The organism is Stenotrophomonas sp. YJH_SMC_133 (assembly GCF_059370655.1).
Map to the genome: position 1 here is coordinate 25,186 of NZ_JCAFTW010000008.1, position 16,944 is coordinate 42,129.

11 protein-coding genes and 1 riboswitch are annotated in these 16,944 nt (G+C 66.4%); of the genes, 5 read left to right on the plus strand and 6 right to left on the minus strand.

The window, feature by feature from the left end; translation table 11 throughout:
- Positions 1 to 4: 4 nt before the first annotated feature.
- The 5 genes from AC5P78_RS12710 to ilvC form a co-directional block, all read right to left on the minus strand.
- Entirely contained in the window at positions 5 to 1,591 is a 1,587-nt protein-coding gene (locus AC5P78_RS12710; protein WP_099474258.1) for a 2-isopropylmalate synthase, read from the minus strand.
- Positions 1,588 to 2,679 carry a threonine dehydratase gene (locus AC5P78_RS12715; protein ID WP_033835631.1) on the minus strand — a complete coding sequence of 364 codons (1,092 nt, stop codon included), beginning with the start codon at positions 2,677 to 2,679 and terminating at the stop codon, positions 1,588 to 1,590. The genes AC5P78_RS12710 and AC5P78_RS12715 overlap by 4 nt, the downstream gene beginning before the upstream one ends.
- Positions 2,680 to 2,775: 96 nt before the next feature.
- Positions 2,776 to 3,027 carry an ACT domain-containing protein gene (locus tag AC5P78_RS12720; protein WP_005410947.1) on the minus strand — a complete coding sequence of 84 codons (252 nt, stop codon included), beginning with the start codon at positions 3,025 to 3,027 and terminating at the stop codon, positions 2,776 to 2,778.
- A complete protein-coding gene (gene ilvG, locus AC5P78_RS12725; RefSeq protein WP_012481199.1) occupies positions 3,011 to 4,747 on the minus strand; it encodes an acetolactate synthase 2 catalytic subunit in 1,737 nt (578 codons plus the stop codon). Before ilvG ends, AC5P78_RS12720 begins: the two co-directional genes overlap by 17 nt.
- Before the next feature lie 39 nt (positions 4,748 to 4,786).
- A complete protein-coding gene (gene ilvC / locus AC5P78_RS12730; protein ID WP_005410945.1) occupies positions 4,787 to 5,761 on the minus strand; it encodes a ketol-acid reductoisomerase in 975 nt (324 codons plus the stop codon).
- A 657-nt stretch (positions 5,762 to 6,418) separates the two neighbouring features.
- On the opposite strand from ilvC, the gene ggt reads away from it, so the two are divergent.
- On the plus strand, positions 6,419 to 8,137 hold the full coding sequence (gene ggt, locus AC5P78_RS12735) for a gamma-glutamyltransferase (RefSeq protein ID WP_100443453.1): 1,719 nt from the start codon (positions 6,419 to 6,421) through the stop codon (positions 8,135 to 8,137).
- 548 nt (positions 8,138 to 8,685) lie between these two features.
- On the opposite strand, the gene AC5P78_RS12740 is transcribed toward ggt, so the two are convergent.
- Positions 8,686 to 10,263, minus strand: coding sequence for a BCCT family transporter (locus AC5P78_RS12740; RefSeq protein ID WP_005410943.1), 1,578 nt, complete (start codon positions 10,261 to 10,263; stop codon positions 8,686 to 8,688).
- Positions 10,264 to 10,483: 220 nt separating this feature from the next.
- Positions 10,484 to 10,584: riboswitch (TPP riboswitch) on the plus strand.
- 82 nt (positions 10,585 to 10,666) lie between these two features.
- Here AC5P78_RS12740 and thiC point away from each other — a divergent pair.
- The 4 genes from thiC (at position 10,667) to AC5P78_RS12760 (ending at position 16,936) form a co-directional block, all read left to right on the plus strand.
- Positions 10,667 to 12,511: a phosphomethylpyrimidine synthase ThiC gene (thiC, locus tag AC5P78_RS12745; RefSeq protein ID WP_012481195.1), complete on the plus strand. Its 1,845-nt coding sequence runs from the start codon at positions 10,667 to 10,669 to the stop codon at positions 12,509 to 12,511.
- A gap of 139 nt (positions 12,512 to 12,650) precedes the next feature.
- Positions 12,651 to 13,322: an ion channel gene (locus AC5P78_RS12750; protein ID WP_005410941.1), complete on the plus strand. Its 672-nt coding sequence runs from the start codon at positions 12,651 to 12,653 to the stop codon at positions 13,320 to 13,322.
- A 269-nt stretch (positions 13,323 to 13,591) separates the two neighbouring features.
- A complete protein-coding gene (locus AC5P78_RS12755; RefSeq protein ID WP_049396204.1) occupies positions 13,592 to 15,922 on the plus strand; it encodes a winged helix-turn-helix domain-containing protein in 2,331 nt (776 codons plus the stop codon).
- Between the two features lie 114 nt (positions 15,923 to 16,036).
- The gene (locus tag AC5P78_RS12760; protein WP_005414398.1) at positions 16,037 to 16,936 is read left to right on the plus strand and encodes a helix-turn-helix transcriptional regulator; all 900 of its coding nucleotides are present in this window, start codon (positions 16,037 to 16,039) and stop codon (positions 16,934 to 16,936) included.
- Positions 16,937 to 16,944: the final 8 nt, after the last annotated feature.

Genomic DNA, 16,944 nt, shown 5'->3' on the forward strand with positions numbered 1-16,944 from the left:
TTCCTCAGGCGGTGGCGGGGGTGGGAACGTCGGTGCTGCTGTGGGCGGCGGCCTGGCGCTGGCGCAGCAGGCGGTTGGCAACATCCAGCCAGGCCAGCGCGGACGCTTCGATGATGTCCTTGCTGGTGCCGGTGCCGTCGTACTCCACGCCCTCGTGGCGCACGCTCAGGTTGGCTTCGCCGCGTGCATCGGCGCCGATGCCGACGCTGTGCACGTGGTAGCTGTCCAGCATCAGCTGCACGCCGGTGGCGGCCGACAGTGCGCCGAACAGCGCATCGACCGGGCCGTCGCCCTGCGCGGTCTCGGCCACGCGGTTGCCATCCGGATCGGACAGTTCGACCAGTGCGTTGGCGCGGCTGCCGACATCGCTGATGGTCATCGAGGCCAGGCGGTAGCCCTGTGCGTTGGAACCGCCCTGCATCAGCGTCTGCAGATCGGCATCGGTGACCACGCGCTGCTGTTCGCACAGGCCCTTGAACTGCTCGAACACCAGCTTCAGTTCGTCTTCGTCCAGCCAGAAGCCCAGCGCACGCAGGCGCGCTTCAACGGCGGCACGGCCACTGTGGCGGCCCAGCACCATCTGCGAATCCTCCCAGCCCACGTCTTCCGGGCGCATGATTTCGTAGGTACCGCGATGGCGCAGCATGCCGTGCTGGTGGATGCCCGATTCGTGGGCGAACGCATTGGCGCCGACGATGGCCTTGTTGCGCTGTACCGGCATGCCGACCAGGCGCTGCAGCAACTGCGAGGTGCCGACGATGCGCGGGGTGTTGATCGAACTGTCCTGCTCGTAGAAGGCCTGGCGCACCTTCAGCACCATCGCGATCTCTTCCAGCGAACAGTTGCCGGCGCGTTCGCCGATGCCGTTGATGGTGCACTCGACCTGGCGCGCGCCGCCTTCGATGGCGGCCAGCGAGTTGGCCACGGCCAGGCCCAGGTCGTTGTGGCAGTGCGCGCTGAAGATCACGTTGGCCGCGTTCGGCACGTCGGCGACGCCGGCGATGACCTGCTGGAACATCGCGCGGATCTCTTCGGGCGTGGTGAAGCCGACGGTGTCGGGCAGGTTGATGGTGGTGGCACCGGCGGCGATCGCCACGCGCGCGACTTCGATCAGGTAATCCAGCTCGGTACGGGTGGCATCCTCGGCCGAGAACTCGACATCGTCGATGTAGGAGCGGGCCAGCGATACATGCTTGCGTACCGACTCCAGTACCTGTTCGCGGGTCATGCGCAGCTTGTGCTCGCGGTGCAGCGGGCTGGTCGACAGGAACACGTGCAGGCGCGGGTTGGCCGCGGCTTCCAGTGCGCGTGCCGAGGTTTCGATATCGGCCTGCAGGCAGCGCGACAGCACCGCCAGGCTCAGGCTCGGGCGGCGCAGTTCGCGGCCGATCAGTGCCATCGCTTCGCGGTCGGACTGCGAGCTGGCCGGGAAGCCGGTCTCGATGATGTCCACGCCCAGTTCGTCCAGCGCACGCGCCATCACCAGCTTCTGCGGCGGGCTCATGCTGCAGCCGGGGGACTGCTCGCCGTCACGCAGGGTGGTGTCGAAGATGCGGATGCGCGGGGTGGTAATTCGTTCGATGGTGGTCACAGGGAAATCTCCTCGACAGCGGGCGTTGCGGCTTGCAGGTGGGAAGGGGAAGGCATGGGGGAGGGCGGCGCGCTGGCCTTGGCGGGCGAGCGGGGTGTTTCGCTGCGCCGTCGCCGTGGCTTGCGCGGCGGGCGCGGTCGGATGTCGGTTAGCAGGCCGGCCAGCACACCGGCATCGATGTTCCCGCCGGAGACCACCGCGCACTTGCGGCGGCCCGCGACGCGGCGGCCAGCGGCCAGCGCCAGCGCGCCGGCACCCTCGGCAATGATGTGTTCTTCCAGTGCCAGCCGGACCAGGGTTTCGCGCAGTTCGGCTTCGCGCACGATCACCACATCGTCCAGCAGCGAGGTGCATAGGCGACGGGTCAGGAAGCCGGGGATCTTCACCCGCACGCCGTCGGCCAGCGAGGCGACGGGTGCGATCTCGCGCACGTCGCCGCGGATCGCGCGTGCCATCGAATCAACGCCTTCCACCTGCGCGCCGACCACGCGCACGCCCTGTGATTTCAGCGCCAGGGCCACGCCGGAAGCCAGGCCACCGCCACCGATCGGCACGATCACCACGTCCGGGGCATGCGCGGCCAGCTCGATGCCGACCGTGCCCTGGCCGGCGATCACGTCGGCATCGTCGAACGCGGACAGGAAGCGGTAGCCGTGGCGTTGTGCCAGTTCGACCGCGAAGGCGTAGGCTTCGTCATAGCTGTTGCCGTGCTGGCGCACGGTCGCGCCCCAGTGGGCGACGCCGGCGATCTTGGTGGCGGGTGCACCATGCGGCATCACAGTGATGGCCGGCACATCCAGGCGATAGGCGGCCCAGGCCACGCCCTGGGCGTGGTTGCCGGCCGAGGCGCAGATCACCGGCCGGGTGTCGCCGCGTTCGCGGCCGGCCAGCAGTGCATTCAATGCGCCGCGCACCTTGTAGGAACCGGTGCGCTGCAGGTTCTCCAGCTTCAGCCAGGTACCGAAGCGTTCGGCGTGGTGCAGCGGGGTGGGCGGCAGGAAGCGGCGCAGGCGGGCCTGCGCTGCCAGGACGTCGGCGACGCTTACGTCGCCGACATCGCTTTCCTGGCTGGTGTCAGCGGCCGGCATGGGCCACCGGCGCGGTGCGGAAGACCGCCGCATGCGGGCACGGGCGGCGAAGAAGACGCCTCCGTACCGGCACCGTGGTCGCTACGGTACGGGTGTTCATGGCGATACTCCTTCCACGGCGGTGACCTGCACGGACACGCAGTCGTAGATCTTCTCGATCTGCCGGCACAGCGTTTCCGCCGGGCGCTGGCCATCGACGACCAGCTGCAGGTGCCAGCGGCCATCGTCGGCGGCCACCGGTGCGCCGCTGATCGCACGCGGCGCAAAGCCACGGCGTTCTGCCATGCCGATCACGCGCAGCAGCGCGCCCTCGGCCGGGTGCAGCACCAGGTCAAGCCGGTATTGCATTGGGGGTCTCCTGGCGGGCATGGGCGGGGTTGCTTTCCAGCATCGTGCTGTTGGCGGTGTTCGGCGGCACCAGCGGCCACACGTTGGCGCGTGCATCGATGGCCACGTGCAGCAGCGCCGGGCCGGGCTCGGCCAGCAGCGCGGCCAGGCCGCCTTCCACGTCGTCGCGGTTGTCGATGCGGGTGGCGGCAATGCCGAACACCTGCGACAGGGCTACGAAGTCCGGGTTGTCGGACAGGTCGATCTCGCTGTAACGCTCGGCGAAGAACAGTTCCTGCCACTGCCGCACCATGCCCAGCGAACTGTTGTCCAGCAGCACGATCTTCACCGGCAGGCGGCAGCGGGCGATGGTCGCCAGCTCCTGCACGTTCATCATGAAGCTGCCGTCGCCGGACACCAGTACCACGGTGCGCTCGGGGCAGGCGAACTGCGCACCCATCGCCGCTGGCAGGCCGAAGCCCATCGTGCCCAGTGCGCCACTGGTCAGGTGGTTGCGGGGATGGTTGAAGCGGCAGTGCTGGGCCACCCACATCTGGTGCTGGCCGACATCGCAGGCGATCACCGCATCGGCCGGGGCCAGCTCGCTCAGTCGCTTCAGCAGCGCCGGGGCGTAGATGTGCTGGCCCGGTGCGTCGTAGCGGGCGGCGAAGCGATCGCGGTGCTGCGCACAGCGCTTGCGCCATGCATCCTGGTGGGCCTTGGGGGAGGGGAAGGCCGCACGCAGGGCGCGGATGGCGTGACCGACATTGCCAGGCACGGCGACGTCGGCACTGCGCAGCTTGGAGATCTCGTAGGCGTCCGCATCGATGTGGACGACGCGGGCAAATGGCGCGAACTCGGCCAGCTTGCCGGTCGCGCGGTCGTCGAAGCGCGCGCCCAGCACCAGCAACAGGTCGCTTTCCTGCACCGCCATGTTGGCCGCGCGGGTGCCGTGCATGCCCAGCATGCCCAGCGACTGCGGATGGTGGGCCGGCAGTGCACCGAGGCCGCGCAGGGTCATCACGGTGGGGATGGCACTGGCCTCGACGAAGTCGCGCAGGTCCTGCACGGCATCACCCAGGGCGATGCCGCCACCTGCGTAGACCACCGGCTTTTCGGCCGCCGCCAGCGCGGCGATGGCCTCGGCGATGGCGGCCTCGGCCGGCGCCGGCGGCGGTTCGACGCTGCTGGGCACATGCGCCGGCAGATGGCTGGCATCGGCCAGCTGCACATCCTTGGGCAGGTCGATCAGCACCGGGCCGGGGCGACCCTCACGGGCAATGCGGAACGCATCGGCCACCACACGCGGCAGGTCATCGACGCTGCGCACCAGCCAGCTGTGCTTGACGATCGGCATCGTCAGGCCGAACACATCCAGTTCCTGGAAGGCGTCGGTGCCCAGCAGCGGCGTGCCGACCTGGCCGGTGATGCAGACCATCGGTACCGAATCCAGCATCGCATCGGCAATGCCGGTCACCAGGTTCGAGGCGCCCGGGCCGGAGGTGGCCACGCAGACGCCCACCTGGTTGCTGGCGCGGGCGAAGCCGTTGGCGGCCAGCGCCGCGCCCTGCTCATGGCGTACCAGGATGTGCTTCAGCGACGAATCCACCAGCGCGTCGTAGAACGGCATGATGGTGCCACCGGGATAGCCGAACAGCGTGCGGACGCCTTCGGCCTCCAGCGCCTGGGTCAGCCAGCGCGCGCCGTTGGGCGGCGCGCTGCGATGTGTCGAAGAGTTCATGGGGGAACCTTGCAAAGCGGGTGGGGGAGGGCCGCGTGGTTACGCGGCCTGTCCTTGCAACCAGACCATCTTGGCGCGCAGTTCCTTGCCCACCTTCTCGATCGGGTGCTCCAGGTCGGCCTGCTTGAACCTGTTGTAGTTCGGCAGGCCCGCTTCGTACTCGGCCACCCAGTTCTTGGTGAAGGTGCCGTCCTGGATGTCCTTCAGCACCTCCTTCATGCGTTCCTTGGTGCCGGCATCGATCACGCGCGGGCCGCTGACGTAGTCGCCGTACTGCGCGGTCTCGGAGATGAACTCCAACATGCGCGAGATACCGCCTTCATAGAACAGGTCCACGATCAGCTTCAGTTCGTGCAGCACTTCGTAATAGGCGATCTCCGGCTGGTAGCCGGCTTCGACCAGGGTCTCGAAACCGGCCTGCACCAGCGCTGAGGCACCGCCGCACAGCACCGCCTGCTCACCGAACAGATCGGTCTCGGTCTCTTCCTTGAAGGTGGTCTGGATCAGGTTGGCGCGCGCACCGCCGAGGCCGGCCGCATAGGCCTGCGCATGCTGCGCGGCCTTGCCGCTGATGTCCTGGTAGACCGCCCAGATGCACGGCACGCCACGGCCGATCTCGTACTCACGGCGCACCAGCGCGCCGGGGCCCTTCGGCGCGACCAGCACCACGTCCAGGTCGGCACGCGGCTCGATCATCCCGTAATGCACGTTCAGGCCATGCGCGAACAGCAGGCATGCACCCTGTTTCATGTTCGGCGCCAGCACGTCGTTGTAGAGCTTCTTCTGCACCATGTCCGGGGTCAGCACGGCAACCAGGTCGGCGTCCTTCACGGCCTCGGCGGGCGCGATCACGGTGAAGCCATCGGCCTGCGCCTTGGCTTCGGTCGGCCCGCCCGGACGCAGGCCTACCACCACGTCGAAGCCGGATTCGCGCAGGTTCAGTGCGTGGGCGCGGCCCTGGCTGCCGTAGCCGATGACGGCGATCTTGGTCTGGGGCAGGTCGTTGGTGCTCATGGGGGAGGTTCCTTGCGGTGGGAAGAAAAAAGAACGGCCGGTCGTCGAGGTGACGTGCCGGCCGGTCAGGGGAAAGCGGTGGAGGAGGCGCCGCGCATCGCACAGGCGCAGCCACCACAAGGCGTGGTGGTGCAGGTCCGGGTTGTGCGATGAGCGTTGGTCATGGTGGTTGCGTCTGAAACCAGGTTCTGAAATGAAAAAACCCGCACCGGGGCGGGTGCGGGTTTTTGAAGAGTTCCGGTGTGTGTGTTGCTTACACGCTGGCTCGTCCCGCACCTGTTGGTTGGGTAATAAGTACGAGCACAAGAATCGAATGCAGCGAGGCGGCGCCGGTGTCGGCGGCTTCGATGTGGGTTCGCGGTGGCGTGTTGTGATGCAACATGTGATCGAGAGAAACACAGCCATTTCGGCGGTGTCAACCCTCGCGACGGATTTTCTATCGGTTTCCGCTGCACCCAGCGCAATCGCTTGCGGCACAAGGATGGTTGCTGCTGAAAGTGTTTCGGTGAACCCGAATTCACTCCTTTCGGGGCGGTTTTTGCGCGGAATCCGGTGGATTTTTCCGCCCAAGGATCAACGTCCATGACGTCTGTCCGATACCGCGTGAAGGCCGCAGCGGCGAAGATCGGGGAACCACCCGTCCATCGGAACCCGACCGTGTCCCGACGCCTTGCCCGTTCCCTGCTCGCCGCCGCCGTACTGGCTGCCGTACCCGCGCTGTCCTTCGGCGCCGACCGCATCACCGGCCAGACCTTCGCCACCCGTTCGGAGGTGATCGCCCCGCATGCGATGGCCGCGACCTCGCAACCACTGGCCACCCAGATCGCGCTGGACGTGATGAAGGGCGGCGGTTCGGCAGTGGACGCGGCGATTGCCGCCAACGCCGCGCTCGGCCTGATGGAGCCGACCGGCAACGGCATCGGCGGCGACCTTTTCGCCATCGTGTGGGACCCGAAGACGCAGAAGCTCTACGGCTACAACGGCTCGGGCCGCTCGCCGAAATCGCTCACCCTGGCCGAATTCCAGCGCCGTGGCCTGAAGGACATCCCGGCCACCGGTCCACTGCCGGTGTCGGTGCCGGGTGCCGTCGACGGCTGGTTCGCGCTGCACGACCGCTTCGGTCGCAAGCCGATGGCCGACAACCTGGCGCCGGCCATCCGCTACGCCCGCGAGGGTCACCCGGTGGCCGAGGTGATCGCCTACTACTGGGACCGCTCGGTGCCCAAGTTGTCGCAGTACCCGGGCTTCAAGGAGCAGTTCACGATCAACGGCCACGCTCCGCGCAAGGGCGAGATGTGGAAGAACCCGAACCTGGCCAGCACCCTGCAGAAGATCGCCGACGGTGGCCGCGACGCCTTCTACAAGGGCGAGATCGCCCACACCATCGGCGACTACTTCAAGGCCAACGGTGGCTACCTGAGCTACCAGGACATGGCTGACCATCATGGCGAGTGGGTCGAACCGGTCAGCAGCAACTACCGCGGCTACGACGTCTGGGAACTGCCGCCGAACAGCCAGGGCATCGCCGCGCTGCAGATCCTCAATGTGCTGGAAGGCTACGACTTCTCGAAGATCCCGTTCGGTTCACCGGAACACGTGCACCTGTTTGTCGAAGCGAAGAAGCTGGCCTTCGCCGACCGTGCACGCTTCTACGCCGACATGGCGTTCCAGCCGGCGCCGGTGCAGAAGCTCATCTCCAAGGAGTACGCCGCGCAGCGCCGCGCGCTGATTTCGATGGACAAGGCGTTGAAGGAAGTGCAGCCGGGCACGCCGAAGCAGCTGGAGGAGGGCGACACGATCTACATGACCGTGGCCGACGCCGACGGCATGATGGTTTCGCTGATCCAGTCCAACTACCGTGGCATGGGCAGCGGCATGGCACCGCCCGGTCTGGGTTTCATCCTGCAGGACCGTGGCGAGATGTTCGTGCTGCAGAAGAACCATCCCAACGGCTACGCGCCGGGCAAGCGTCCATTCCAGACCATCATTCCGGGGTTCATCACCAAGGGCGGCAAGCCGTATGCCAGCTTCGGCGTGATGGGCGGCGCGATGCAGCCGCAGGGCCATGCGCAGATCGTGATGAACCTGGTGGATTTCGGGATGAACCTGCAGGAAGCCGGTGATGCGCCGCGCATCCAGCACGAAGGCTCGACTGAACCGACGGGTCAGGCCACGGCGATGACCGATGGCGGCGAAGTGAATCTGGAAACCGGCTTCCCGTACGAGACGGTGCGTGCGCTGATGCGCAAGGGGCATCGCATCGTGTTCGCCGATGGGCCTTATGGCGGGTACCAGGCGATCATGCGCGATCCCGAGAGCGGGGTTTATTACGGAGCTTCGGAGAGTCGCAAGGATGGGCAGGCGGCGGGGTACTGAGTTTCCCGGCCAACGGGCTGAGCCCCCTCTGCGGTGATGGCAGTGATACGGGGCTTGGCCGGGCGGGTGGATTGTCTGGGGGCCGCTGCAAGTACGTCCATGTAAGCTCGGTCGCCGCATCCATGCGGCTCACGCCCCCAGCCAACCCACCCGCCCGGCCACGGACAGTTTCCGTGGCCGTCACCGCAGGAAAAGAAAAAAAGAAGAGCAAGAGCAAAGGCAACGGCAACAGCCGCGCGCTGTGTATTGGGGCCGGATCCGTTTTCCGCAGGAAAACGGATCCGACCCCTTCTTGTTTTCCGATACACCTCTTCCACGCATAGCGTGGAAAACCCACCGTCACACGGAAACTGTCGGGGGTGGGGCGGCGTGGGCTGGCAGGACCGTTGGCGCCATGGATGGCGCCATCGAGCCCCCAGGGATGGGTTTACGGCGTGTCCTGCCAGCCCACACCGCCCCGCCCAACCAGCAGCAACCCAGAGCTGCTTTTGAGGTTGCTGTTGTCGTTGCTTGAGAAAAGCGGTGCAGCCGCAGGCTGCAAAACACCCTCAATCCTGATCGTGCGCGCGCGCTGCCTCGGCCTGCGTCTCCTCCTGCGCCGCCATCTCGCGTGCGATCCACGCATCAATCATGTGCCGCTGGCGCTGCGCCTGCCGCCGCTCGCGCGTGTACTCCTGGTCCAGCACCCGGTACAGCGACACCATCACCAGCACCATCAGCAGCGCGAATGGCAATGCCGCGATCGTGATCATGCCCTGCAGCGCGTCCAGGCCTCCGGCCAGCAGCAACGCCGCTGCGATCAGTGCCACCGCAATGCCCCAGGCCAGCTTGCGCTTCAACGGTGGGTCGCCAGCCTCGTCGGTGGACATGCTGGCCAGCACCAGGACCGCCGAATCGGCCGAGGTCACGAAGAAGATCATCAGCAGCACCAGCGCGATGCACGACAGCAACAACGGTAGCGGCATGCTGTCGAACAGTGTGAACAACACCGTCTCGTAGCCATTGCCAAGCGCCTGCACCAGATCGGCGTGGCCGAAGATCTGTGCCCACAACGCAGTGCCGCCGAACACCGCGAACCAGAAGAAGCCCAGCAGCGTCGGTGCGAGCACGACGCCGATCACGAACTCGCGCACGCTGCGGCCGCGCGAGATGCGCGCAATGAACGATCCCACGAACGGCGCCCACGAGATCCACCAGGCCCAGTAGAAGATCGTCCAGTCCGCCACCCAGGTGCTGCCGGAGAACGGTGACATGCGCAGGCTCATCGTCACCAACTGGTTGAGGTAGGAGCCCAGCGTGGTGGTGAACGTATCGAAGATGAAGCCGGTCGGCCCCAGCACCAGCAGGATGGCTGCCAGCAGGGCAGCCAACGCCAGGTTGAAGTTGGACAGCCACTTCACACCTCGCTCCACGCCACTGGCGGTGGAGGCCATGTACAGCACGAAGGCGACGGCAATGATGGTCATCTGCACGGCGACGGTAGCCTGCACGCTGAAGACGCGTTCGATACCGGCAGCAATCTGGATGGTGCCGAAGCCGAGCGTGGTGGCGACACCGATCGCGGTGGCAACTACGGCGGCGATGTTGACCACCCGACCGATCCAGCCGCGATGGTGGCGGCCGATGATCGGCTGCAGCATGTCGCTGACCAGGCCGCGTCCATTGCGGTTGAACTGGAACCAGGCCATCGCCAGGCCGATCAGTGCGTAGATCGCCCACGGGTGCAGGCCCCAGTGGAAGAACGCATAGCGCATCGATGCGCGCGCCGCATCCAGGCTTTGCGGCGCCAGGCCTTCCGGCGGCTTGCTGAAATGCGAGATGGGCTCGGCCGCACCCCAGAACACCAGGCCGATGCCCATGCCGGCGGCGAACAGCATCGACATCCAGCTGGCACGCGAGAACTCGGGTTCGGCGTCCTCGCCGCCGATGCGCAGATTGCCGAAGCGGCCGAACGCCAGGTACATCAGGAACACCAGCGCCAGGAACACCACCAGCAGGTACAGCCAGCCGACACTGCGGATGACTTCTGCCAGCATCGACTGGACCACGGTGTTGAAGGGGCCGGGGGCGATACCGGCGAGCAGCACCAGCAGCAGAACCAGTGCGATGGAAACGCGAAACACCATGAAGGAGCTTCTCCGATCAAGGGGGATTGAGGGGAGCGAGCAGAGCTTGCGGCGAAGGGCCGGCGGCATGCAGCACGGACCGGGCAGGGGCCGCGAAGGCGGCGGGGAACGCATCGATCTCAGCAACGCGATGGCGTGCACGTTACTGAACGCGACGTCATGGTTCCGTTAACGAATGGCGATCTGATCCCGGAGGCGGGCGGTCTATGCTCTAATGCGCACCAAGAAGCGGGGGTACCGGGCCATGTGGCCACGGTTGAGACAGTCCCTTGGAACCTGATCCGGCTCATACCGGCGTAGGGAAGCTTTGCAATGCAGCTGTGCCCGGACTCCGCCCAAGGACCGTCCGTGCGCGGGTGCCGTGCGCCGCCGCTTCGTCCCTGACCTTCCTGGACGACGCCCGATGAACGCACAGCTCTCCGCCCTGCAGCAACAGGCCCAGCAACTCTCCGCATCCGTGACCCGGCCCATTCCCGGCTCGCGCAAGATCCACGTGCCCGGTTCACGCCCGGATCTGCAGGTGCCGATGCGCGAGATCGCGCTGACCCGTACGCCGACGCTGTTCGGCGGCGAAGAGAATGCGCCGGTGACCGTTTACGACACGTCGGGCCCGTACACCGACCCGGAGGTGCGCATCGATCTGTCCGCCGGTTTGCCGGCACTGCGTCGCGGCTGGGTGGAAGAGCGCGGTGATACCGAGCAGCTTGAAGGACTGAGTTCTTCGTTCGGTCGCGATCGCGAGCATGACCCGAAGCTTGACGCGGTGCGTTTCCCCGCGCGCAGCCTGCCACGCCGCGCACGTGCCGGTGCCAACGTCACCCAGATGCATTACGCGCGCCGCGGCATCATCACGCCGGAAATGGAATTCGTCGCCATCCGCGAGAACCAGCGCCTGGACGCGATCCGCGATGCCGGCCTGCTGCAGCAGCACCCGGGCGAGGCCTTCGGTGCGTCGATCCAGAAAGTCATCACCCCGGAGTTCGTGCGCGACGAAATCGCCCGTGGCCGTGCGGTGCTGCCCAACAACATCAACCACCCGGAAAGCGAGCCGATGATCATCGGCCGCAATTTCCTGACCAAGATCAACGCCAACATCGGCAACAGCGCGGTGTCTTCCGGCATCGCCGAGGAAGTGGAGAAGCTGGTGTGGGCGATCCGCTGGGGCGGTGACACGGTGATGGACCTGTCCACCGGCAAGCACATCCACGAGACGCGCGAATGGATCATCCGCAACTCGCCGGTGGCGATCGGTACCGTGCCGATCTACCAGGCCCTGGAGAAGGTTGACGGCCGCGCCGAGGCACTGACCTGGGAGATCTTCCGCGACACCCTGATCGAGCAGGCCGAGCAGGGCGTGGACTACTTCACCATCCACGCCGGCGTGCTGCTGCGCTACGTGCCGCTTACCGCCAAGCGTGTTACCGGCATCGTCAGCCGCGGCGGCTCGATCATGGCCAAGTGGTGCCTGGCGCACCACAAGGAGAACTTCCTCTACACGCATTTCGAAGACATCTGCGAAATCATGAAGGCCTACGACGTGACCTTCTCGCTGGGCGACGGCCTGCGCCCGGGTTGCATCGCTGATGCCAACGACGCGGCGCAGTTCGGCGAACTGGAAACGCTGGGTGAACTGACGAAGATCGCCTGGAAACACGATGTGCAGACCATGATCGAAGGCCCCGGCCACGTGCCGATGCAGCTGATCAAGGAAAACATGGACAAGCAGCTGCGCGAATGCGGCGAAGCGCCGTTCTACACGCTGGGCCCGCTGACGACCGACATCGCGCCGGGCTACGACCACATCACCAGTGCGATCGGCGCGGCGATGATCGGCTGGTTTGGCACGGCCATGCTCTGCTACGTGACGCCGAAGGAACACCTGGGCCTGCCCAACCGCCAGGACGTGCGCGACGGCATCATGGCTTACCGCATTGCCGCGCACGCGGCCGACCTGGCCAAGGGGCATCCGGGCGCACAGGTACGCGACAACGCGCTGAGCAAGGCGCGCTTCGAGTTCCGCTGGGAGGACCAGTTCCACCTGGGCCTGGATCCGGAAAAGGCCAAGGAATTCCACGACGAGACGCTGCCGAAGGACGCGCACAAGCTGGCCCACTTCTGCTCGATGTGCGGACCGCACTTCTGTTCGATGAAGATCACCCAGGACGTGCGCGACTACGCCGAGGCCGGCATGAAGGAGAAGTCGCAGGAGTTCCGTGCTGGCGGGGCCGAGGTCTACCGCCAGGGGTGACGGGTAACGGGTAGTGCCGGCCGCCGGCCGGCATTCCGTCGTGCACGGGACCGGGGAGAGTGCTGGCCAATGGCCGGCACTACCGTTCATCACGCCGCGCCCGGCTATCCTCCGCGCATCGCCCAGGGGAAAGGACGCCATGCCCGTTGCCACGACCACCCGCTGGCTGGCCATCGCCCGCCGCCATCCTTCGGCCTGGCTCCTGGCCGCCCAGTTGATCGCGGTGCTGCTGTATCCCGCCCTCGATGACACCGCCGCTGGCCGGGCGGCGCTGGGCATGTTCGGCATGGCGGTACTCGGCCTGGCGCTGTGGGTGGTCCAGCGCAGTCCGCTGGGAACCTGGCTGGCATTGCTGCTGGCCATTCCATCGGTGGTGTTCTCGCTGGCTGGCGCCCTGCTGGACCGCAGCGCGCTGCTGACCACCGCGCAGCTGCTGGAAAGCCTGCTGTACTTCTATACGGCCGGGGCATTGATCGCCTACATGCTGCAGGACCATCGAGTAACACGCGACGAACTGTTCGCGGCCGGGGCAACCTTCACCCTGCTGGCCTGGGGGTTCGCCTTTGCATTCGCGGTGTGCCAACAGTGGTATCCAGGCAGTTTCCAGGGCGCGACGGCTGGCCCCGAGCGCAGCTGGATGGAGCTGCTTTATCTGAGCTTCAGCTTGTTGTCCGGAGTTGGATTGAGTGACGTCGTGCCGTTGCACCCGCAGGCACGGGCCCTGGTGATGCTCGAACAGTTCGCAGGCGTCATGTATATCGGCCTTGTGGTGTCGCGTCTGGTCGGATTGACCATGCTTCGGCGCATGTGAAAATGAACGCCAGATAAAAATTTCGCGCCCATAAGGGCGCGAATGGTGATGCAGATTATGTGAATGCGTCGGCGAGAGAGAGCCTGAGTGTCGACCCCGTCATAGGCGGGGTAACCGGCTTAGGCTAATATCCGGGGGCGTTATTGTTTTTGCGGTATGCGCCGATGCTTTGTGCGGAATCTGGCTTTTCGATGGCCCTGTCCAGGGACGGTGGGGACGGTATTGCTGGTGAGCCCTGCCCAGGTCCCGTCCCTACTGTATAGCGGAAAATGAACAGCAGCGAACTCACGCCCATTGACGCCGACCGCGTGCAGGTCGGCGACTGTGTCATTACCTTGTCCTCGCGTGAGGTCGAGGTTGAAGGCGCGCGCCGTCCGCGGCGGCTGACGCCGAAAGCGCTGGGCGTACTTCGCGTGTTGATGCGGCAGCCTGGGCGCGTGGTCACCCGTGAAGAGCTGTTTGCCGAGGTCTGGCCCGATACGTTGCCGACCAATGACGTGCTGACCCAGGCCGTCACCCAGCTGCGCAAGGCGTTCGCCAACGACGATGACAATGGCCAGGCCTACATCGAGACCATCGCCAAGAGCGGCTATCGGCTGCTGGTACCGGTGCAGGCGCTGGACGACTTCGAGCCGGTGGCGGAAGTGGACGCGCTGGCCATTGCGGATGTGATGCCGTCGCCGGACGGTGCCGGCATGATTCCGGCGCTGGCCGTGCCGGCAGCGGCTTCACGCCGGCGTGGCTGGCGCCAGCTGCGCCGCCAGCTGTTGTGGGTGCTGGGCGTGATGATGCTGGCCGCGCTGCTGGTCATGGCTACATTGTTGCTGCGGCGCGGGCCGGAGCCGAGTTCACCGGTGGATGCAGCGGTCGAGAACGGCGTGCGGGTGATCGGCAGCCCGCAGCGTCCCTATCGCCTGATCACCGCTACCAGTGGTTTTGAAACCTATCCCACACTTTCGCCGGACGGCTCCCAGGTTGCCTACGAAGGCGCCAACGAGGATGGCGCCGGAGGTGGTGTGATCAAGGTGCAGACCTCGGGCAATGCGCCGGCCCGGCAGCTGGCGCTGCCGCCGAAGGGGGCCAGTGACCGTTTCCCGAGCTGGTCACCGGACGGGCGCGAGATCGCTTTTGCCCGCTTTGGAGCCGACGGCGGTTGCCAGGTGCTGATCGCCAGCGCCACTGGCGGCGGCGTGCGCCAGGCGACCCGTTGCGATGGAACCGAGCTGCTCAGCTTCGACTGGACACCGGATGGCCGCGGCCTGGTCTTTGGCAGCATGGTGGGCCGCTATGCCCATCGCGGCATCCGTGTGCTCGACCTGGCCAGCGGCCAGTGGCGGGCGTTGGACTACGCGGTCGATCAGGATGATTTTGACTACGCGCCACGCTATTCGCCCGACGGCAAGTGGCTGGTGTTCGTGCGCAATCCACAGATGGGCGACCTGTGGCGGATGCCGGCCGAAGGCGGTGAGCTGGAGCAGTTGACCAACGAATCCGCCGAACAGCGTGGCTGGGCCTGGCTGGGCGATGGGCGCAGCATCGTGTTCGGCCGGCGCGTGGACAGCGAGGTGCGGTTGTACTACCTGGACGTGGAGCGCCGCACCTTGCGTGATGCCGGCCTCGACGACGCACAATGGCCTGCGGTGTCCCGCCACGGCGACGTGCTGGCCTTCGTTCACCGCCGTGCCCAGTTCGGCGTGTTCAAGGTGCCGATGGCCGGCGGCAGCGCCGAGCGCCTGTTCGCGTCCAGTGGGCGCGACGGGCAGCCGATGGCGGCGCCCGACGGTCGCCAGCTGGTCTTCACCTCCGATCGTTCCGGCAGTTTCGCGCTGTGGTGGGCGGACATGCAGCGGCCCGACTCACTGCGGCCGATCGAGGGCCTGCGTCCGGAGGGGCGGCAGGCGCCGGACTGGTCGGCCGACAGCCGCCAGCTGCTGGTGGTCGGGCGTGACGAGCATGGGCGTACCGTTGTCTACGAGATCGCCCCGCGCGACGAGCACCTGCAACCGCTGCCGGTTCCGGTGGATCAGCCGCTGCAGGCCCTGTACGGGGCAACCCCGGAGCAGCTGCTGGTAGTCGAGCGCGATGCGGAGCAACGCACCCGGTTGAGCCTGTTCGATCGCAGCGTGACCCCCTGGCGCCGCCTGGCCAGTATCGACGGCGTCTCCCAGGCGCGTTTCGATCGCGGCGATGGCCGCGTGCTGTTCACACGCCTGGCGTCCGGCGGCTTGTGGTCGGTGGATGCGGCACTGTCCCCGGCCAGCGTGCAGCAGGTCAGTGAAGACCGGCCCAGCCGATGGCGCTATCGCACCTGGACGGTGGCGGGCACCGGTGGCATCGGGTATCTCGGCAACTCGACCGAATGCGGTACGACCTTGATCCATATCCAGGCCGGGACCGAAGCTCCCGAGCGCTGCCTGGACCGGCAGCGGCTCAGCGCGGGCAACGGCATCAGTGCCAGCGCCGATGGCCGGGACCTGTACGTCGCCCTGGCGGTCAGCGATGGTGCCGACATCGGCGTCATGCAGCTGCCCCAGTCGACGCCGGCACTGTTCCCGGCCTTTCTCAAGTCATTGATCCTGAAGAAAAATATCTCTTCGTGATTTTTTCGTGGAGTTCTCGCCGCGAATTCGTGGCGATCTCGGCGGATTTTCCTGACGGGCTGACGCCTGATTAGGCAAAACGGAAGCCTGTATCAGGCAAACCCGTGGTGCCCCATGCGTCAACTCTCGCTGGCCGATCGTGGCCAAACCGTCTCCCTCGACAAGGCGCTGGACGATCTCGCGCCGACCTGCATGGGCGTGGCCCGGCTCGGCAGCCTGCAGACGGCAGGGTCAAGCTTCACTGTCTGGCTGCAGGTGCGGGGCAGTTCCTGGGTGGAAGCCAAGGAAGGGCGTTTCCGCCTGCGCCATGGCGAGTGGATTGCCTTCGAGAAGGAGTCGCGCCCGTTGGTGCAGGCCGGCCGTAACGGACTGTGCGTGGGCCTCAGCCTGACTGCGGAGGCGATGCGGGTGCTGTCCGAGATGGCCGACTGCGGCCTGTATGCCGGTCGTGGTCGCATGAGCCGCGGCGACGCCCGCGTTGCCCTGCGCCTGTGGCGCGATGCGCTCGACAGCGGCCTGCCAGCGCAGGCGCTGCGCCCGCTGTTGTTGCATCTGGCCGGCCTGCAGCGTGACCTAGCCGACAACGTACAGCGCTGCCCCGGTCGCTCACGCAGCCGCAAGCGCCAGGTGTTCGGCCGCATGCAGCGCGCCCGTCTCTATCTGGAGGGCAACAGCCACCGCGTGGTGCGGATCGGCGAACTGGCCGAGCTGACCAACTTCTCCAGCTGGTATCTCTCCAAGACCTTCCAGAGCCTGTATGAAGAGAGCCCCCAGTCGCTTTCGGCACGGTTGCGCCTGGAGCGGGCCGCAGATCTGCTGCGCGACACCGACATGATGGTGGGCGAGGTCGCCGCGGCCAGCGGATTCGACAACTGCTGCAGCTTCGCGCGGGCCTTCCGCGCCCGTTACGGGCAGTCTGCTTCCCGGTTCAGGGAAAACGGCGGCTTGCTCCCGCCACACTCTGCAAAGTCTACGGTTGGGTCGCGCAAATACAGCATCGCAACGCAATCGTAACGTGCTGG